The organism is Bacillus sp. 22446, from assembly GCF_052044955.1.
GTDB lineage: Bacteria > Bacillota > Bacilli > Bacillales > Bacillaceae > Bacillus > Bacillus altitudinis.
Genome location: NZ_JBQEOD010000017.1, coordinates 1 through 18,244, shown reverse-complemented (window position 1 = coordinate 18,244; position 18,244 = coordinate 1). Strand labels below are relative to the sequence as shown.

17 protein-coding genes, 1 tRNA gene, 1 other RNA gene, 1 pseudogene and 1 other annotated feature are annotated in these 18,244 nt (G+C 39.7%); of the genes and pseudogenes, 14 read left to right on the top strand and 6 right to left on the bottom strand.

Annotated features, from left to right (window positions below; genetic code table 11):
• Positions 1-67: 67 nt before the first annotated feature.
• Positions 68-1,036 (bottom strand): YaaC family protein, encoded by a 969-nt coding sequence (locus tag ACTJJD_RS19275; protein ID WP_366967631.1) that lies wholly within the window; start codon positions 1,034-1,036, stop codon positions 68-70.
• A gap of 121 nt (positions 1,037-1,157) precedes the next feature.
• On the opposite strand from ACTJJD_RS19275, the gene guaB reads away from it, so the two are divergent.
• Together guaB and ACTJJD_RS19265 are read left to right on the top strand one after the other, a co-directional pair.
• The gene (guaB, locus tag ACTJJD_RS19270; protein WP_008342039.1) at positions 1,158-2,624 is read left to right on the top strand and encodes an IMP dehydrogenase; all 1,467 of its coding nucleotides are present in this window, start codon (positions 1,158-1,160) and stop codon (positions 2,622-2,624) included.
• Between the two features lie 160 nt (positions 2,625-2,784).
• A complete protein-coding gene (locus tag ACTJJD_RS19265; RefSeq protein ID WP_008342036.1) occupies positions 2,785-4,110 on the top strand; it encodes a D-alanyl-D-alanine carboxypeptidase family protein in 1,326 nt (441 codons plus the stop codon).
• Positions 4,111-4,152: 42 nt separating this feature from the next.
• Here ACTJJD_RS19265 and pdxR read toward each other — a convergent pair whose 3' ends face one another.
• Positions 4,153-5,631 carry a MocR-like pyridoxine biosynthesis transcription factor PdxR gene (pdxR, locus tag ACTJJD_RS19260; RefSeq protein ID WP_008342034.1) on the bottom strand — a complete coding sequence of 493 codons (1,479 nt, stop codon included), beginning with the start codon at positions 5,629-5,631 and terminating at the stop codon, positions 4,153-4,155.
• 246 nt (positions 5,632-5,877) lie between these two features.
• On the opposite strand from pdxR, the gene pdxS reads away from it, so the two are divergent.
• The 5 genes and pseudogenes from pdxS (at position 5,878) to ACTJJD_RS19235 (ending at position 10,126) form a co-directional block, all read left to right on the top strand.
• Complete coding sequence (pdxS, locus tag ACTJJD_RS19255; protein ID WP_039170343.1) at positions 5,878-6,762, top strand: pyridoxal 5'-phosphate synthase lyase subunit PdxS; 885 nt, start codon at positions 5,878-5,880, stop codon at positions 6,760-6,762.
• Positions 6,763-6,782: 20 nt separating this feature from the next.
• A complete protein-coding gene (gene pdxT, locus ACTJJD_RS19250; protein WP_065461496.1) occupies positions 6,783-7,373 on the top strand; it encodes a pyridoxal 5'-phosphate synthase glutaminase subunit PdxT in 591 nt (196 codons plus the stop codon).
• 53 nt (positions 7,374-7,426) lie between these two features.
• Positions 7,427-7,642: a binding site (T-box leader), on the top strand.
• Positions 7,643-7,690: 48 nt separating this feature from the next.
• Positions 7,691-8,965, top strand: coding sequence for a serine--tRNA ligase (gene serS / locus ACTJJD_RS19245; protein WP_008342028.1), 1,275 nt, complete (start codon positions 7,691-7,693; stop codon positions 8,963-8,965).
• A gap of 596 nt (positions 8,966-9,561) precedes the next feature.
• Positions 9,562-9,894, top strand: a pseudogene (locus tag ACTJJD_RS19240) (methyl-accepting chemotaxis protein); the annotation flags it as partial.
• Positions 9,895-10,033: 139 nt separating this feature from the next.
• Positions 10,034-10,126 (top strand) — tRNA-Ser (locus ACTJJD_RS19235).
• Between the two features lie 84 nt (positions 10,127-10,210).
• Here ACTJJD_RS19235 and ACTJJD_RS19230 read toward each other — a convergent pair.
• From ACTJJD_RS19230 to ACTJJD_RS19215, 4 genes are all read right to left on the bottom strand, one after another.
• Entirely contained in the window at positions 10,211-10,870 is a 660-nt protein-coding gene (locus ACTJJD_RS19230) for a deoxynucleoside kinase (RefSeq protein ID WP_008342023.1), read from the bottom strand.
• Positions 10,867-11,490 carry a deoxynucleoside kinase gene (locus ACTJJD_RS19225; protein WP_017359014.1) on the bottom strand — a complete coding sequence of 208 codons (624 nt, stop codon included), beginning with the start codon at positions 11,488-11,490 and terminating at the stop codon, positions 10,867-10,869. The genes ACTJJD_RS19230 and ACTJJD_RS19225 overlap by 4 nt, the downstream gene beginning before the upstream one ends.
• A gap of 79 nt (positions 11,491-11,569) precedes the next feature.
• Positions 11,570-12,817 (bottom strand): glycoside hydrolase family 18 protein, encoded by a 1,248-nt coding sequence (locus ACTJJD_RS19220; RefSeq protein WP_235701447.1) that lies wholly within the window; start codon positions 12,815-12,817, stop codon positions 11,570-11,572.
• A 99-nt stretch (positions 12,818-12,916) separates the two neighbouring features.
• Positions 12,917-13,471: an isochorismatase family cysteine hydrolase gene (locus tag ACTJJD_RS19215; RefSeq protein ID WP_017359012.1), complete on the bottom strand. Its 555-nt coding sequence runs from the start codon at positions 13,469-13,471 to the stop codon at positions 12,917-12,919.
• A 79-nt stretch (positions 13,472-13,550) separates the two neighbouring features.
• Here ACTJJD_RS19215 and tadA point away from each other — a divergent pair, with 79 nt between their 5' ends.
• From tadA to ACTJJD_RS19180, 7 genes are all read left to right on the top strand, one after another.
• Positions 13,551-14,027 (top strand): tRNA adenosine(34) deaminase TadA, encoded by a 477-nt coding sequence (tadA, locus tag ACTJJD_RS19210; protein ID WP_008342015.1) that lies wholly within the window; start codon positions 13,551-13,553, stop codon positions 14,025-14,027.
• A 76-nt stretch (positions 14,028-14,103) separates the two neighbouring features.
• Positions 14,104-14,368: signal recognition particle sRNA large type (gene ffs / locus ACTJJD_RS19205), an RNA gene on the top strand.
• A gap of 330 nt (positions 14,369-14,698) precedes the next feature.
• Positions 14,699-16,411 carry a DNA polymerase III subunit gamma/tau gene (dnaX, locus tag ACTJJD_RS19200; protein ID WP_008342013.1) on the top strand — a complete coding sequence of 571 codons (1,713 nt, stop codon included), beginning with the start codon at positions 14,699-14,701 and terminating at the stop codon, positions 16,409-16,411.
• 25 nt (positions 16,412-16,436) lie between these two features.
• On the top strand, positions 16,437-16,760 hold the full coding sequence (locus tag ACTJJD_RS19195; protein WP_008342011.1) for a YbaB/EbfC family nucleoid-associated protein: 324 nt from the start codon (positions 16,437-16,439) through the stop codon (positions 16,758-16,760).
• A gap of 15 nt (positions 16,761-16,775) precedes the next feature.
• Positions 16,776-17,372 (top strand): recombination protein RecR, encoded by a 597-nt coding sequence (gene recR, locus ACTJJD_RS19190; RefSeq protein ID WP_003218094.1) that lies wholly within the window; start codon positions 16,776-16,778, stop codon positions 17,370-17,372.
• A gap of 18 nt (positions 17,373-17,390) precedes the next feature.
• Complete coding sequence (locus ACTJJD_RS19185; RefSeq protein ID WP_008342008.1) at positions 17,391-17,615, top strand: YaaL family protein; 225 nt, start codon at positions 17,391-17,393, stop codon at positions 17,613-17,615.
• 66 nt (positions 17,616-17,681) lie between these two features.
• Positions 17,682-17,945 (top strand): pro-sigmaK processing inhibitor BofA family protein, encoded by a 264-nt coding sequence (locus ACTJJD_RS19180; RefSeq protein ID WP_012009068.1) that lies wholly within the window; start codon positions 17,682-17,684, stop codon positions 17,943-17,945.
• Positions 17,946-18,244 lie beyond the last annotated feature (299 nt).

Here is an 18,244-nt window from a genome sequence, read left to right as displayed (position 1 = left end):
TTCAGCGCCGATGGTAGTTGGGGGTTTCCCCCTGTGAGAGTAGGACGCCGCCAAGCTTTTCAAAGGATCAGTTCCAGTCGGAACTGGTCTTTTTTGTGTTTTCTTCTAGCAGCATCATGATATAAGCCGGAAACTTGTCCTCTGCAATCTCCATATAACGTTCAATCATGACATAATCATCACTAATGTATTGAGATAAAAGCTCGTACCACCATTCTGTTTCGTAGCGGGCAATCATACTGAGGTTATACATTAACAAGTAATGGCTGATAATCTCAGGAATCCCTAAAAAGGCATCTCGTGTTGCTGGAATGAACCATTGATTCATTTCTAAATCATAATGAAGATGAGTAGCAAGAGCAGGGTTTTCTTCTGAAAATACATCAAATGTTAGTTTTTTAGCCTCTCGTTGCTTAAGCTTCCAAGTTGTATGGAACTCAAAATATTCAATAAAACGTTCGGCAGACATATTATAGAGCAAGGGAATATGATCTTGAATCAACATGCCATTGGCTTGCTCTACTTTCACTAAAGTAGAGGGTTGTTTTTGAAACTCTAGAATATGACCCATTTCAGGTATTTTTGAAAGGAGATTGATCATCGTAAATCGTTCATCTTCAAGACCATTTAAATGAAATAAGTGCTTTAATACATGCATACATAATCCGTTTCGCTGAATCTTGACTTCATCCTCACTAAAACGATAATGCTGCTTCTTTCTTTTTCTTGAGGTGACACCATGAGCTAAGACAGAGGTTTGAGAAGGATAGTCGGGATCCACTGTCAGCAAACATGCCTTTAACAGCTGTGCCATTCCATAAAACAATAAAATCGGTTTTAGTTCAAGTGGAGCTGATGCGGCTTGGTCATAAAATGTATGACCGTGCTTTAAAAAGTAAATAAATCGTTCACAGTTTTTATAGGCTTGTTGGTTTGCATCCTGAATATTCCGTTTCTCGTACTGTTGAAATAGAAACTTTTGGGAAGTTTCAAGTGAGTAAAAACGTTTTAAATCCTTCCATCCTGAACTTTTCATCTTCTTCCTCAACTCTCTTTATATTTTCTAAAAATTGCAACTGTTTGTTGCTTCCTTGACATGCTGTTTCCTAGTTGATAATCTACATATAATATTTTGCCGAAAAGAGGGGGATTTACTAATGTGGGAAAGTAAATTTTCAAAAGAAGGTTTGACGTTTGACGATGTGTTGCTTGTTCCAGCAAAGTCTGAGGTGCTTCCGCGTGATGTCAATTTATCAGTTGAGTTAACAAGCACTTTAAAGCTGAACATTCCAATTATTAGTGCAGGAATGGATACTGTGACGGAATCGCAAATGGCGATTGCAATGGCACGTCAAGGTGGTCTTGGAATCATCCATAAGAACATGTCTATTGAGCAGCAAGCTGAACAAGTGGACAAGGTAAAACGTTCAGAGCGTGGCGTTATTACAAATCCATTTTTCTTAACACCAGATCATCAAGTATTCGATGCAGAACATTTAATGGGTAAATATCGTATTTCTGGTGTACCGATTGTTAATAACGAACAAGATCAAAAGCTTGTTGGGATTATTACGAACCGTGACCTTCGTTTTATTTCGGATTATTCAATGAAGATTAGCGACGTGATGACAAAAGAGGAACTTGTGACAGCTTCTGTTGGAACAACATTAGAAGAAGCTGAAAAAATTCTTCAGCAATATAAAATTGAAAAATTACCTCTTTTAGATGACGAAGGAACATTAAAAGGTCTCATCACCATCAAAGATATTGAAAAAGTGATTGAATTCCCTAACTCCTCTAAAGATGCACATGGCCGTTTAATTGTTGGTGCCGCTGTAGGTGTCACTGGCGATACAATGACTCGTGTGAAAAAATTAGTAGAAGCCAATGTTGATGTGATCGTCATTGATACAGCACACGGTCATTCTCAAGGTGTTCTAGACACTGTATCGAAAATCCGTGAAACGTATCCTTCTCTTAACATCATTGCTGGTAACGTTGCAACAGCTGAAGCAACAAAAGCATTGTTTGAAGCTGGAGCAGATATTGTAAAAGTGGGTATTGGACCAGGATCGATTTGTACAACACGTGTTGTTGCAGGGGTCGGTGTACCACAAATCACAGCGATTTATGACTGTGCAACAGAAGCAAGAAAGCATGGTAAATCTATTATTGCAGATGGTGGAATTAAATATTCAGGTGATATCGTGAAAGCATTAGCTTCTGGTGGACATGCTGTTATGCTGGGAAGCCTTCTTGCTGGTACATCTGAAAGCCCAGGAGAAACAGAAATTTTCCAAGGCAGACGTTTCAAAGTATATCGTGGTATGGGTTCTGTTGCTGCAATGGAAAAAGGAAGTAAAGATCGTTACTTCCAAGAAGATAATAAAAAATTCGTTCCAGAAGGTATCGAAGGACGTACACCGTATAAAGGACCAGTTGTTGACACTGTTTACCAACTTGTTGGCGGTATTCGCTCTGGTATGGGCTACTGTGGAACACAGGACTTACGTACTCTTAGAGAAGAAGCACAATTCATTCGCATGACAGGTGCAGGTCTTCGTGAGAGCCATCCACATGATGTACAAATTACAAAAGAATCACCAAACTACACAATTTCTTGATAAATTGTGACAATCAAATTACATTTGACAGGGTCTATGACTCTGTCTATTTTTTTTGTCTTTATTGTGATAAAATTTATACTGTTGTGTCGAAATAAGCCCTTGTGGATTAAATATATATGAAAAACGTCGAAAAAAGATGAATACGGAGGTATGACGATTGAACAGCAAGATGTTGAAACAGCTTATGGTCTCTATCCTTGCATTGGCATTGATTGTTACTGCATTTACCCCAATGTCCAAAGCAAAAGCGGCTGAAGATCCATTCAATGTGAATGCGAAAGCAGCCATCCTTATTGAAGCTTCTACAGGTAAAATTCTTTATAGTAAAAACGCAGAACAAAGACTGCCTATTGCAAGTATGGCAAAGATGATGACAGAGTATCTATTACTAGAGGCAATTGCTGAAGGCAAAGTGAAATGGGATCAAACATATACGCCAGATGATTACGTGTACGAAATTTCTCAGGACCGCAGTTTATCCAATGTTCCATTGAGAAAAGATGGTTCGTATACTGTCAAAGAACTTTATCAAGCAACGGCTATTTATTCAGCAAATGCAGCAGCAATTGGTCTAGCAGAGGTAATCGCTGGATCAGAATCAAAGTTTGTTGAAAAAATGAATGCAAAAGCAAAAGAACTTGGCTTAACCAATTACAAATTCGTGAATGCAACTGGATTAGAAAATAAAGACTTACATGGCAAACAGCCTAAAGGTACGGGACCTGATGAAGAAAGCGAAGTTTCCGCAAAGGATATGGCTTTGCTTGCACAGCATCTCATCAAAGATCATCCAGAAATTCTTGAAACAGCAAGCATCGCGAAAACAAAGTTCAGAGAAGGCACAGATGACGAAATGGACATGCCAAACTGGAACTTTATGCTTAAAGGACTTGTGAAAGAATATGAAGGCGTAGACGGTCTGAAAACGGGCTCTACTGATTCAGCTGGTTCTAGCTTCACAGGTACAGCAAAACGTGGTGACATGCGTGTGATCGCAGTTGTCCTGAATGCTAAAGGAAATCTTCATACAGCTCGTTTTGATGTGGCGAAAAAATTGTTCGATTATGCCTTTAAAAACTTCACGATGAAAGAAATGTACAAAAAAGGCCAACAAATCAAGGGACATGAAAACATCGAAGTCGATAAAGGGAAAGATAAAGAAGTACCCGTCGTGACGAAAGAAGCTTTCTCTGTACCGGTTAAAAATGGTGACGAGAAGAGCTATAAAGCGAAAGTAAATATTGATAAAAAGAACCTAGAAGCTCCGATTAAAAAAGGAACAAAGGTTGGCATGCTGACGACTTCTTATTCTGGTGATGAGAAGGACTACGGCTATTTGAGTAAAGACCAATCAGGTGTTGAGCTTGTGACGAAAACAGGTGATGAAAAAGCAAACTGGTTCATCCTTGCAATGCGTGGTGTAGGTGGATTCTTCGCTGGCATTTGGGGTGGAATCGTCGACACAGTAAAAGGTTGGTTCTAATAAAAAAACTGCTCTCTATATGTGAGAGCAGTTTTTTTATCGTTAAAAGAAAAGAGATTGTTTGTGGTTTTGAGGTGTAGACAAGGCCTGCTGAAAAATACCACATAACTTTTCCATACCTTCCGTCAGTGCCTTTTCATTCACATAAGAAAAGCTAAGGCGTATATAATTCTGCTTCGGCTCCCCAGGATAGCAGACAGAGCCAGGCAGGAAGGTGATTTGCTGCTTCCGTGCCTCATGTAATAGGGCACGTGTATCGACCCAGGAAGGAAAGCTAAGCCACAAATTGAGCCCGCCCTGTGGGATTTGCCACGTGACGTCCTTTGGCGCATGCTTTGTCAACACATCCATCATCAAATCGCGTCTCACCTTCAAGGCAGTTCTTAATTTTTTCGTATGATCGATCATTTTCTTGGAAGTGAGAAACGGTAAGATCGCCTTTTGGGTGAGAAGCGGGCTCCCTAAATCATTATTGGCTTTTGCAGCTAATAAACGGTTAAATATAGAGCCTGACGCTGTAATAATTCCAATTCTGCATCCTGGAGCCAGTGTCTTGCTTAATCCTCGTAAATAAATGACGTGTCCATCGTGATCTAGGCTTTTAATGGGTGCCGGCGGTTTCTTTTCAAAATAAAGCTCACGATAAGGATCATCCTCTACAATGAGACAATCAATGCTTTGTGCCAGTAAAAGCAGCTGTTTTCTTCGTTTCATCGACATACTGGCGCCTGTAGGACTGTGAAAAGTAGGAATGGTATAGATGAGCTTTGGTTTATATTTATCACAAATGCTTTGAAGCTGTTTCATGTTCATTCCTTCATGATCGACAGGAACCGTAATAATTCGTGCTCCTCTCCCCATAAAGACATCAATTGCGCCTGGATAAGTGGGCGCCTCCATGACAACTACATCATCCGGCCCGATAAATGTACGTGCCACTAAATCAAGTCCTTGCTGAGAACCGCTAGTGACAAGGATATTTTCAGGAGTAGAAGGGACATCTAATTTTTCTAGAAATGATTGAATGACCTGACGAAGCTGAAGGTCACCTTGTATTTCTCCGTATTTTGACATGATTTGAGGATGCCGGGCTAGGACATGCTGCATTTCTTTTTCTAAATACCGGTTAGGTAAAAGACCAGGATCAATCATAGAGGAAGAAAGATTAATGGCTTCTTCGACATAGTGATACTGAGCGAATTGAGACCTTGGTAAATAATCTGGGATCGATAACTGCCAATCGAAAGAAGTAGATGATTGAACCGGGATGTCGGTTTGCTCATGCTGCTCATTCACAAACGTACCTTTCCCTTGTACAGTCGTTAAAAATCCGTCGTCTTTAAGCCGTGTATATGCTTTTGCTGCTGTGACAAGACTCACATTCAGCTGTTTCGCTAGATCACGTACAGTCGGCAGTTTATCGCCTTGCTGAAGCAGACCTGATTGAATGTGATCAACGATGGAAAAGTAAATCTGATTTGAAAGAGATGTATCTGAATGTCGATGGATATCAATATGCATGAAAATCCTCCAATGGGTGTGGAATTGTTATAGATGGTTTCGAATTGTTATAGATGCATTATAACATGTTAATAACACTTAAAAGAGGAAATGATGCCTTTTTAACTATGAAACCTTGATATATAAGGGTTTCTTCTTTTTTATGAGCTAATTGAATTGTTATACTATTCTCTTTATTGTTATACTCTGTCGCTTGTATGATAAAGGTGTTGAATCAATCGAATAGACAAATGGGAGGAAACAATTGTGAGCAATAAGGGAACTGAACGAGTAAAACGTGGAATGGCAGAAATGCAAAAAGGTGGCGTCATTATGGATGTCGTCAATGCTGAGCAGGCAAAAATCGCAGAAGAAGCAGGCGCAGTGGCAGTAATGGCACTAGAACGGGTACCAGCTGATATCCGTGCAGCAGGCGGTGTTGCCCGTATGGCAGACCCAAGAATCGTAGAAGAAGTACAAAATGCAGTAACGATTCCAGTCATGGCAAAAGCACGTATCGGCCACATCGTGGAAGCTCGTGTTCTTGAAGCACTTGGTGTTGATTATATTGATGAGAGTGAAGTGCTGACGCCCGCAGATGAGGAATTCCATTTAAATAAAAATGAATACACAGTACCTTTCGTATGTGGCTGCCGTGATCTAGGTGAAGCGACTCGTCGTATTGCAGAAGGCGCTTCTATGCTACGGACAAAAGGTGAGCCTGGTACAGGAAATATTGTAGAAGCTGTTCGTCATATGAGAAAGGTCAATGCTCAAATTCGTAAAGTTGTTGCAATGAGCGAAGATGAATTGATGACAGAAGCCAAGAATCTAGGCGCACCTTATGAATTATTGGTTCAAATTAAAAAAGACGGCAAATTGCCGGTTGTAAACTTTGCTGCTGGAGGTGTTGCAACACCAGCAGATGCAGCATTAATGATGCAGCTTGGAGCAGATGGTGTATTTGTCGGCTCTGGTATCTTCAAATCAGACAATCCAGCTAAATTTGCAAAAGCGATTGTAGAAGCAACGACTCATTTCACAGATTACCGTCTAATTGCAGAGCTTTCTAAAGAGCTTGGAACAGCGATGAAAGGAATTGAAATTTCAAATCTATTGCCAGAAGAGCGTATGCAAGAGCGTGGCTGGTAATTAAGGGAGCGCAAACGAACATGCTAACAATTGGTGTACTAGGGCTTCAAGGAGCGGTGAGAGAGCATATTCAATCGATTGAAGCTTGTGGCGCAGCGGGAAAGATCATCAAGCGGGTAGAGGAGTTAGAAATTGTTGACGGTCTCATTATCCCTGGTGGTGAAAGTACGACGATGAGAAGACTCATGGATACGTACCAATTCATTGAACCGATTAAAGCGTTCGCTGCTCAAGGTAAACCGATATTTGGGACTTGTGCCGGTTTAATTATGCTGGCAAAGCATATAGAAGATCGAGAAGATGCTCATCTTGGACTGTTAAATGTATCTGTTGCACGTAATTCGTTTGGCAGACAGGTAGACAGCTTTGAAGCAGATGTAGAAGTGAAAGGACTGGATACGCCATTTACAGGAGTGTTCATCCGTGCGCCTCATATCATCAGCGCAGATGAGAGCGTAGAGGTCATGGCTGAGTATGACGGCAGGATTGTGATGGCGAAAGAAAACAATATCTTAGGTTGTTCTTTTCATCCAGAGCTGACAGACGACCATCGGTTAACACAGCTGTTTGTTGAGATGGTGGAGTCCTATAAAACGAAGCTTGCTGTATAAAACGGTTGAAAAGAGATAAAACTTATAGTACATTAAAATCACAATCAAAGATCGAAAAAGCGTTGACGGGAAATAGTAAGAAGCCCCTCTTTCTCAGAGAGCCGATGGTTGGTGAGAATCGGTGAAAGATGCATTCTGAATCCATCCTTGAGCGAAATGCTGAAACACGAAGTAAGCATTTACGGTGATGCCGTTACAGAGGAAAGAGGAAAGCATGCTTTTGGCGTGTTTTCAATCAGGGTGGCAACGCGAGAGCTCTCGTCCCTTTCATGGGATGAGGGCTCTTTTTATTTTTCGATAAAAAAGGAGTGTTACACATGCTGGATATTAAACAACTGCGCACGGATTTTGATCAAATCAAAGAAAAATTAGCCCATCGAGGCGAAGATTTAGCGGATTTTGATAAGTTTGGTGAGCTGGATCAAAAAAGAAGAGAATTAATCGGCAAAACGGAAGTATTAAAGAGCCGAAGAAATGAAGTATCACAGCAAGTGGCTGTTCTAAAAAGAGAAAAGAAAGACGCCGATCACATTATTCAAGAAATGCGCGAGGTAGGCGATGAGATTAAGAAGTTAGATGATGAATTAAGAACAGTAGAGGAAAGCCTGCAAACCATCCTATTCTCAATTCCAAACATCCCTCATGACTCTGTACCAGTCGGTGAAACAGAAGATGACAACATTGAAGTGAGAAAATGGGGCGAACAGCCAGCCTTCTCATTTGAACCAAAGCCGCATTGGGATGTAGCCGATGAGCTGAAAATTTTGGATTTTGAACGTGCAGGAAAAGTGACAGGAAGCCGTTTCGTTTTTTATAAAGGGCTAGGCGCACGGTTAGAGCGTGCACTTTATAACTTTATGTTGGATTTACACGTAGATGAATTTGGTTTTACTGAAGTACTACCACCTTATATGGTCAACAGAGCAAGCATGACAGGAACCGGACAGCTTCCAAAGTTTGAAGAGGATGCTTTTAAAATTCGAGAAGAAGATTATTTCCTCATTCCAACGGCTGAAGTGCCAATTACGAACATGCACCGTGACGAAATTCTTGAAGGAGAGCAGCTGCCAATCAATTATGCAGCATTTAGTGCTTGCTTTAGATCAGAAGCTGGTTCTGCTGGCAGAGATACGCGCGGACTCATCCGTCAGCACCAATTTAACAAAGTAGAGCTTGTGAAATTTGTCAGACCAGAAGATTCTTATGAAGAATTAGAAAAACTAACAAACCAAGCAGAAAAAGTTCTTCAATTATTGAACCTGCCATACCGTGTCATGAGCATGTGTACAGGAGATTTAGGCTTTACGGCTGCGAAGAAATACGATATCGAAGTATGGATTCCAAGCCAAAATACGTATCGTGAAATTTCTTCTTGCAGTAACTTTGAAGCGTTCCAAGCGAGACGAGCAAACATTCGTTTCCGCCCTGAGCCTAAAGCAAAGCCAGAACACGTCCACACATTAAATGGATCTGGTTTAGCAGTAGGAAGAACTGTTGCAGCCATTTTAGAAAACTATCAACAAGAGGATGGAACAGTGATTATTCCTGAGGTGTTACGTCCTTATATGGGAAATAAAGAAGTGATAAAATAAGATGCCGTCATGGCATCTTATTCTTTTTACCTAAACTTCTACAGCTTTTCTAAAATAAGCCGATAAAAGAACTAAAAGCATCTAGGAAAGAAGGAATAACCTTGAATAGGCTTGACTATTATGTTGAAATGGCTCAATTACTCAGAAAAGTTCTAGATGAAAGTGTTCTTTTCGGCATCACTGATACAGAAAAGGTACTTTGCTATTATCCATCGACCACAGTAGATTTTGGCATTAAAGTAGGGGACGCTTTAAACCCAGAGGACCAAAACGTGGCGACGACATTAAGAGGACAAGAATATGATGGGCATTTGCCAGAGTCTTTATATGGTTATGAAATTGCTGTAAAAGGTTATCCGATTTTTGATGAAGATAGAAAAGTGATTGGCTCTTTTTTAGTGGCTTTTTCACATCATCGTGAGAAGAAATTAAGCGGCTATATGGAACATATCAATAAAGTAGCGAAAGAGTTACAAGGTGGAATTGAGCAAATTGCTGCTCATTCTCAAGAACTGGCTGCGACAAGCTTAGAAATTAGCGAGCAGGCCGGAAGAGCAGAAGAGAAATCCGCAAACATTGAAGAAGTCGTCAAAACCATTGGCGGTATTGCGAGACAAACAAACCTGTTAGGACTCAATGCTGCAATTGAAGCGGCAAGAGCAGGTGAAAATGGAAAAGGCTTTGCTGTTGTTGCAGACGAGGTACGTAAGTTATCAGATGGATCAAAGGAAGCAGCTGAAACCATTAATGCATTTTTAAAAGAAATCCAAGACAGCATTGGCACTTTATCTGAAAATATCTCACAAATCAGCAGTTCAACAAACGAACAAGCTAAACAAGTGACAGACTTTACAAAGATTATTGAGTCATTAAATGATTTTAAAGAAGAGATGAATCTTTTTATAGAAGAAATTAGACAGGATACGTAATAGATGAAGAGCAGCCGATAATCGGCTGCTTTTTATAGGCTAAACATCATACCAAAATCAAATGTTGATTTTTTTTTTTTTTTTCGAAAAGATGTTGACTTAAAATAAGATGATATGATATATTAATTCTTGTCGATACGGAGGAATACCCAAGTCCGGCTGAAGGGATCGGTCTTGAAAACCGACAGGGGTGTCAAAGCCCGCGGGGGTTCGAATCCCTCTTCCTCCGCCATATTGATTTTACCTTAGTTGAATTGAAACGCATAAAAATTGGAAATTGTCAAACCGCTGCATTCGAGAAATGCAGCGGTTTTTTTTATTTTGTGTTAGAGCGATTTTTTTGAATAACAGAAGCAATTTCATGAAGAATTGGATCAAGTGAGCTTTCATCATGAAGTAAGTCATAATCTTCAATGTTAATTTTAATCACAGGGCACAAATCAAATTGTTCGATCCATTCTGTATATCTAGTGTACATTTCTTCCCAATATGCTCGATCGGTTTGAGTTTCCATCTCTCTCCCGCGCTCTTCAATACGATGTAATATATGATCTAAATCCCCATGTAAGTAGATAAGGACATCTGGGTGAGGGAAGTAAGGTGTCATCACCATCGCCTCAAATAGACTCGTATACGTTTCATAGTCTACCTCTGACATGGTACCTTTGTCTGCGTGCATTTTAGCAAAAATACCAGTGTCCTCATAGATGGACCGATCTTGTACATAACCTCCACCAGACTCGAAGATTCGTTTCTGCTCCTTAAAACGTTCAGCTAGAAAATAGACCTGTAAATGAAAGCTCCATCTTTGGAAATCTGAATAAAAAGGCTCTAAGTATGGATTATCATCTACTTTTTCGAGAGAAGTTTGAAATCCTAGCTTGTCCGCTATTGTTTTCGTCATGGTCGATTTTCCGACACCAACTGTCCCTGCAATTGTAATGACAGCATCCTTTGGTATATCAATATTTTTCATAGTACTTGCTCCTTTATGTTCTGTACAATTTGCTGGTAATCTTGCTGTGAGGAAACGAAGTCTGTATGATCGCCTTCAATTGTAATGATAGGAACCCCTGGGTCAGTTTGTTTTAAATGTTCGATGGCCAACTCATAATCTTCAATCAAGGTTTTTAAATAAGCTGGATCAATGTCTTCTTCAAAAGATCGGCCTCTCATCTTTATTCTATCAAGTAAGGTGGGAAGGCTGGCTTTTATATAGATCATGGCATTTGGTTTAGGAAGATCATCTGTCAGCAAGTGATAGATCTTTCTGTATTTATCCATGTGCTTTTTAGATAAGGTTCTTTCTGCAAATATCATATTTTTATAGACATGATAATCAGTGACAATCGGCTGCTGTTTTTTGACATAGTTCTCTTCAATAGATTCTAACTGTTTAAACCGATTGCATAGAAAGAACATCTCAAGCTGAAAGCTCCATTGTTCCATATCTTCATAAAATTTATCTAAGAATGGATTTTCTTCTACAATTTCTTTTACTAAAGGAAATTGAAATTCCTTTGAAAGCATTGTAGCCAAGGTTGTTTTTCCGGCTCCAATTGGGCCTTCCACTGCAATAAAAGGGGCAGGATACATAGGCGTTCTCCTCTATCTATAAAGTTGTCAAACCAATGTATATTGTACCATACCCCTTCTGAGAGATAGAGCGTATGAATTACGATGTCGTTCTTTTTTCAATATTAAATTGATCTGATAACAACAACCAGTTTTGTGGGAAGGATAGACCTAGTTTCCAGTAAGCAATTCCATTTAGGTTTAACTCTTTAATGAGATTAAATTTGGCTTGAATGGATCTTGCATCTTCAAACCAAACCTCGTGTTCTTTGTTGTTAGCATCTGTATAACGGAAATAAGGTGCTTGTGCTGTTTCGTCATATAAAATAGATACATTATTCTCTCTAGCAATGGCAATAGCTTGTTGAGGGCTGACGGCTTTGGCGATAGGGCCTCCTTGAACATAAGGAAGCGTCCAATCATAACCATATAAATTCTGCCCCATCACAATTTTATTGGCAGGTATGACAGTCAGTGCATATTCAATGACTTGGCGGACAGGGCCGATCGGAGAGACGGCTTGTGCAGGCCCTCCGCTGTAGCCCCACTCATAAGTCATTAGCACAACATGATCAACGATTTTACCGATTGCTTCATAGTCATGCGCCTCATACCATTTTCCTTTCTGTTCACTGCTTGTTTTAGGAGCGAGTGCCACAGAAATAGTCCAACCCTGTTGATGAAAACGAGTTGTTGCTTCTCTTAAAAATTGAAGGTAGGCTTCTTTATCAACAGGGCGTAAATATTCAAAGTCAAAATGGATTTCTTTTAATTGATACTTTTGAGCAACGCGGACGATTTCATTTAATAATGTCGTTTTGACAGATTGATTTGTTAAAAGTATTCGCCCGAGTTCATCACTAAATTTATCATTCTCTAGATTTGTGACTACCATGGATAAAACCGTTCTGCTTTGAGCGGCAATCTGAGGCAATTGATCTAATGGTGGCTCGCGAAGTGTTCCGTCTCTTTGCGCTTGAAAACTAAAAGCGCCGAGATGTGTTAAGTATGGAGATGCCTCTCTGGCTGCTTGCTTTAAATTTTCGCTGACTTGGTTTCCGCGTGGTTCTATATAAGCATTAGAATTAATATTTCTTTTCGGTCTTTGTGGAATATAAAGCAAGAAGCGAATAGGCAATAGAGCTTCAGGTCGAATCCGATTCACACGTGCCAATTCTTCTACCGAAATTTGAAATCTTCTTCCAATTTGATAAAGTGTATCATTTTGTTTGACCTCATAAAATTGACCTCTAATAGGGATGACAATTGTTTGTCCAACGACTAGTTGATTTGGTGTTTCGATGTCGTTGGTCCGAATGATTTCATTTACCGTTGTTTTAAAACGCATGGCAATTTCATTTAATGTATCTCCTCTTTTGACAACATAAATTTGAATGGTCAACGCCCCCTTTGTTATTGCTAACAATTTATGAGGGTGATGGATAAATCATGTTTGATTTTCATCCGTGATCTCTTTAGTTGTTGTGATTTTGGCAAGAAGAACGTTCTCCATCATCGTTAAAGCGTACTCGTTGTCTCTATCATCATTTGAAGCAATACAATCTTTAGGTACAGTGAGGTTGTACTCTCGCATGTAAGCGTCATTTGCAGTGAACAGGACACAGATGTTTCCGGCAATTCCAGTTAAAATAAGATCTTGCACACCTAATTCATTTAGGAGTGTCTCTAGTGCTGTTCCGTAAAAGGCAGAGTGCTTAGGTTTAATTAAGAAGTAATCATCTTTAGATGGTGCCATTTGTTCTAAAATAGGGGCACTTCTTTCGTTTTTGCATGTTTCCATAACAGCTTTGATATCAGCCTTCCAGAGTCCATAGTGGTCGTTGATATAGATAATTGGCCAATTTTTCTTGAAAGCGTGTTGTTTAAGGGCTAAAATTTTATTGGTCATTTGCTCTGTTTTTTCAGCGAGCACATGTCCCATTTCGAAATCAAAATTATTGATCATGTCAATAATAAGCAGTGCCTTTTGTTGTTTTGGCAAATCAAGACCCCCTTTAAAAGATTGTGATAATATGTTAACCTCAATATCCTTTAAAAAAACATGAAAAGAGAGCCGTGCTATGACGAAAGATGAACAGTTTATGCAAGAAGCTATTTCTGAAGCTTTGAAAGCAAAACAAATAGGAGAAGTTCCAATCGGTGCCGTCATCGTTGTTGATGATCAAATTGTAAGCCGTGCTCACAATTTAAGGGAAAGTGAACAGCGATCAATTGCTCATGCGGAATTACTTGCTATTGATGAAGCGTGTAAAATGACTGGTAGCTGGCGTTTAGAAGATGCTGTACTTTATGTTACACTCGAACCGTGCCCAATGTGTGCAGGCGCTATTGTACTTTCAAGAGTGAAAAAGGTCGTTTTTGGTGCCTATGATCCTAAAGGTGGATGTGCTGGTACTTTAATGAATTTATTGGACGATGAGCGGTTCAATCATCAGTCTGAAGTCATTGGCGGTGTGCTTGAAAATGAGTGTGGTGAGCTGTTAAGTCAGTTCTTTCGAGACCTCCGTCAGCGTAAGAAGCAGGCGAAAAGTAAATGAATGGATGTCGTTTGCAATTTTATCACTTAGAAGGTATACTTATGTCTGCGTCACCAACAATTTAATATTCATTTTGCCGTGCTAAGCGGGGAGGTAGCGGTGCCCTGTACTCGCAATCCGCTCTAGCGAGGCCGAATCCCTTCTCAAGGTTCGTTTACTTCAAGGTCTGCCTTAAATAAGTGGTGTTGACGTCTGGGTCCTGCGCAATGGGAATTCATGAACCATGTCAGGTCCGGAAGGAAGCAGCATTAAGTGAAACCTCTCATGTGCCGCAGGGTTGCCTGGGCCGAGCTAACTGTTTAAGTAACGCTTGGGGTAGCGAATCGACAGAAGGTGCACGGTAAATCAATATTAAATGTAACTCATCTAGTTTATCTAGGTGAGTTTTTTGTTGCTATTGAAAGAATATATCAGTTGTTTTGTTTATACAAATAGTAAAAAAGCCATTTTCGGGTGAGGTATTTTTGGAGCAATTCATAAAGGGAACGAATGTTCTTGTTGATCTGACAGACATTTTCAGAAAGCAAGAAAACACGTTTTTAAATCAAGAAAAGTAAAAAGTCTTTAAAGGAAATGCTCTTTTTCGTTTATTAGAAAATAAAGGTGTACTTTTGAATTGATCGTTGCATCATGTATAATGAACATGATGATAAATGGAGGAGGGCGTATTTGTGAGTTATCAAGCTTTATACCGAGTGTTCAGACCTCAAGTTTTTGAGGATGTTGTTGGACAAGAACACATCACAAAAACGTTGCAAAATGCCCTTTTGCAGAAAAAGTTTTCTCATGCTTACTTATTTTCAGGTCCTAGAGGAACAGGTAAAACAAGTGCTGCCAAGATTTTTGCGAAAGCAGTGAACTGTGAAAAGTCACCTGTTAGTGAGCCGTGTAATGAGTGTGATGCCTGTAGAGGGATTACGACCGGTTCGATTTCAGACGTGATTGAAATAGATGCTGCCTCAAATAACGGGGTAGATGAAATTCGGGATATACGTGATAAAGTGAAATTTGCTCCTTCAGCGGTTACATATAAGGTTTATATTATAGATGAGGTACATATGCTCTCTATCGGGGCATTTAATGCACTTCTTAAAACGCTAGAGGAACCACCTGCTCATTGTATCTTTATTTTGGCTACCACAGAGCCTCATAAGATTCCTCTTACCATCATATCAAGATGTCAGAGATTTGATTTTAAACGGATCACGACAAAAGATATAGTTGGACGAATGGAGAAAATTGTAGATGCAGAAAGCCTAAATATACAAGAGGGTTCACTCGAGATTATTGCTAGTGCGGCAGATGGAGGCATGCGTGACGCACTCAGTCTCCTTGACCAAGCGATCTCATTTAGTGGTGAACAGCTCACAATTGATGATGCACTGCTCATTACAGGTGCTGTATCTCAGCATTTCATTAGTCAGCTTGCTGAAGCCATTTTTGAGCAAAATATTGCGATAGCGCTGGATACGTTAAATGAATTGCTTCAACAGGGGAAAGATGCCGCGAAATTAATAGAGGATATGATCTTCTACTTTAGAGATATGCTTCTTTACAAAACAGCACCGGATCTTGAAGGTGTCCTTGAAAAAGTCAAAGTCGACGATAAGTTTGTGGCTCTTTCAGAACGTGTGGCACCTCAGTTTCTTTATGAAACGATTGAAGTGCTGAATAAAAGCCATCAGGAAATGAAATGGACAAACCACCCTAGAATTTTCTTTGAAGTAGCTGTGGTTAAGCTCTGTCAGTCAACGGCTGGTGCTGTATCATCTCCGGCTGATTCCGACCTAACAGCGTTAACGAATAAAATAGACAGGCTGGAACAGGAGCTATCTAGGCTAAAAGCTGAGGGTGTTCCAATGACTCAGTCTCAGAGTCCTCAAGCAAAAACGGAAGCACCTCGACCTCAAACGAGTAATAAAAATGGTTATCGTGCACCTGTCGGTCGAATTCATGAGATTTTAAAAGAAGCGAAGCGACCGGAACTAGAAAAAATAAAAGGCAAATGGGGAGAGCTTCTTGCTCAATTAAAACAGCAAAATAAGGTATCTCACGCTGCGCTATTAACAGATAGTGAACCAGTTGCGGCGGCAACTCATGCCTTTGTTTTAAAATTCAAATTTGAAATACATTGTAAGATGGTGGCCGAAGATAAAAGTGGTGTTCGAACCAATCTTGAGCAACTGCTAGAATCTATGCTAGGAAAAAGAGTGGAATTAGTTGGCGTTCCTGACGCTCAATGGGGTAAAATAAGAGAAGAATTTTTAAGAGATCATCAGCCTGAAGAACAAGCAGATGGTCAGGCAGCTTCTGCTGAAGAAGATCCATTAATTGCAGAAGCAAAGAAGTTAGTAGGAACCGATTTAATTGAAATTAAAGATTAACAATTTGAAAGAGAGTGGTGTTCATATGCGCGGTGGAATGGGAAATATGCAAAAAATGATGAAACAAATGCAAAAAATGCAGAAGGATATGGCTAAGGCTCAAGAAGAGCTTGCAGAAAAAGTCCTTGAAGGTACGGCAGGTGGCGGCATGGTCACTGTAAAAGTAAATGGACAAAAAGAAGTCGTTGATGTGGCGATTAATGAAGAAGTTGTTGATCCTGAAGACATCGATATGCTTCAAGACCTTGTACTTGCAGCAACAAATGATGCATTGAAAAAAGTTGATGAACTAACGAATGAAACAATGGGTCAATTCACAAAAGGAATGAACATGCCAGGTTTATTCTAGGAGGAATAACTGAAGATGCAATATCCTGAACCAATATCAAAGCTGATTGATAGCTTTATGAAATTGCCAGGAATCGGACCTAAAACTGCGGTCCGTCTGGCTTTTTTTGTTCTTAGTATGCAAGAAGATGTCGTGCTGGATTTTGCGAAGGCACTTGTTAATGCAAAGCGTAATTTAACTTATTGTTCTGTTTGCGGACATATCACCGACCAGGATCCTTGCTATATTTGTGAAGATACAAGAAGAGATCAATCTGTGATCTGTGTCGTGCAGGATCCAAAAGATGTGATCGCAATGGAAAAAATGAAAGAATACAACGGCTTATATCATGTGCTTCATGGTGCTATTTCACCAATGGACGGAATTGGGCCAGAGGATATTAAAATTCCTGACCTATTAAAAAGATTGCAAGACGATCAAGTCACAGAGGTCATTCTTGCAACCAATCCAAACATTGAGGGAGAAGCGACAGCCATGTATATCTCTAGATTGTTGAAACCATCAGGAATTAAACTCTCTCGCATTGCTCACGGACTCCCAGTAGGTGGAGATTTAGAGTATGCGGATGAAGTCACACTTTCTAAGGCTCTAGAAGGCAGACGTGAGATGTAGGAAGGAGAAGTACGGTACATGGGTTTTCTTCGCAGAAAATCAATTCGAAAAGAATTCGATGAGATATTAATTCAACAGCTTTTTAAGCAAAAGGAAGAATGGAACAGACAAAAAAAGCTTGTCGCAAATAGCGTTGAGCCTTCACCGGACATTCTATTCGAATTAAAGCTTGCTCAAGCGAAGTACTTTTTCTATCTGAGAGAAGCGAAAAAGAGAAATTTACGTTTAAACAACTGGAGATAGCAGGTCTATTTTCCATAATCCTCTCATATGCTTCTACTATTCATATGAAGAGGAGATGAGAGGATTATGGAACCTGTTATTGTGATTGGTTCAATTTTGTTAGCTGTTTTATTGTTGTTTATGTCGGGTGTTCAAGCGAATCCATTCAAATGGTTAGGGCTTATCGGAATAAAATTTGTCGCAGGCGCTCTTTTTTTATTTTGTCTCAATTTATTCGGCGAGAGTTTAGGGCTTCATGTTTCCATTAACCCTGTAACGAGCGGAATTAGTGGTTTGTTGGGCATTCCAGGTGTAGCAGCTTTAGTCGTAATTGAAAAGTTTATTATTTAATGCAAAATATTGTTGACTTTGATTATATATGGTGGTAAATTAATATACGTCGCTGATGACGAAGAAACGAAAAAACATAATAACAAAAAAGTTGTTGACACTAACAACTTGGATGTGATAAGATGTTCTAGTCGCTTCTGAAGCGGTAAACAAGTTCTTTGAAAACTAAACAAGACAAAACGTACCTGTTAATTCGAGTTTTTATAAAAAAATCCTATGATATATCATAGGTAGTCAGTCAAACTGGCGAAAAGCAAAACTTCGGTTTTGTACTTTTTCGGAGAGTTTGATCCTGGCTC

What these genes read in the sequence shown, in the direction of transcription:
- ACTJJD_RS19275 (WP_366967631.1), bottom strand. Translation starts at nt 1,036, where the DNA reads ATGAAAAGTTCAGGATGGAAGGATTTAAAACGTTTTTACTCACTTGAA.
- guaB (WP_008342039.1), top strand. Translation starts at nt 1,158, where the DNA reads ATGTGGGAAAGTAAATTTTCAAAAGAAGGTTTGACGTTTGACGATGTG.
- pdxR (WP_008342034.1), bottom strand. Translation starts at nt 5,631, where the DNA reads ATGCATATTGATATCCATCGACATTCAGATACATCTCTTTCAAATCAG.
- pdxT (WP_065461496.1), top strand. Translation starts at nt 6,783, where the DNA reads ATGCTAACAATTGGTGTACTAGGGCTTCAAGGAGCGGTGAGAGAGCAT.
- serS (WP_008342028.1), top strand. Translation starts at nt 7,691, where the DNA reads ATGCTGGATATTAAACAACTGCGCACGGATTTTGATCAAATCAAAGAA.
- ACTJJD_RS19230 (WP_008342023.1), bottom strand. Translation starts at nt 10,870, where the DNA reads ATGAAAAATATTGATATACCAAAGGATGCTGTCATTACAATTGCAGGG.
- ACTJJD_RS19225 (WP_017359014.1), bottom strand. Translation starts at nt 11,490, where the DNA reads ATGTATCCTGCCCCTTTTATTGCAGTGGAAGGCCCAATTGGAGCCGGA.
- ACTJJD_RS19220 (WP_235701447.1), bottom strand. Translation starts at nt 12,817, where the DNA reads ATGCGTTTTAAAACAACGGTAAATGAAATCATTCGGACCAACGACATC.
- tadA (WP_008342015.1), top strand. Translation starts at nt 13,551, where the DNA reads ATGACGAAAGATGAACAGTTTATGCAAGAAGCTATTTCTGAAGCTTTG.
- ACTJJD_RS19195 (WP_008342011.1), top strand. Translation starts at nt 16,437, where the DNA reads ATGCGCGGTGGAATGGGAAATATGCAAAAAATGATGAAACAAATGCAA.
- recR (WP_003218094.1), top strand. Translation starts at nt 16,776, where the DNA reads ATGCAATATCCTGAACCAATATCAAAGCTGATTGATAGCTTTATGAAA.
- ACTJJD_RS19185 (WP_008342008.1), top strand. Translation starts at nt 17,391, where the DNA reads ATGGGTTTTCTTCGCAGAAAATCAATTCGAAAAGAATTCGATGAGATA.
- ACTJJD_RS19180 (WP_012009068.1), top strand. Translation starts at nt 17,682, where the DNA reads ATGGAACCTGTTATTGTGATTGGTTCAATTTTGTTAGCTGTTTTATTG.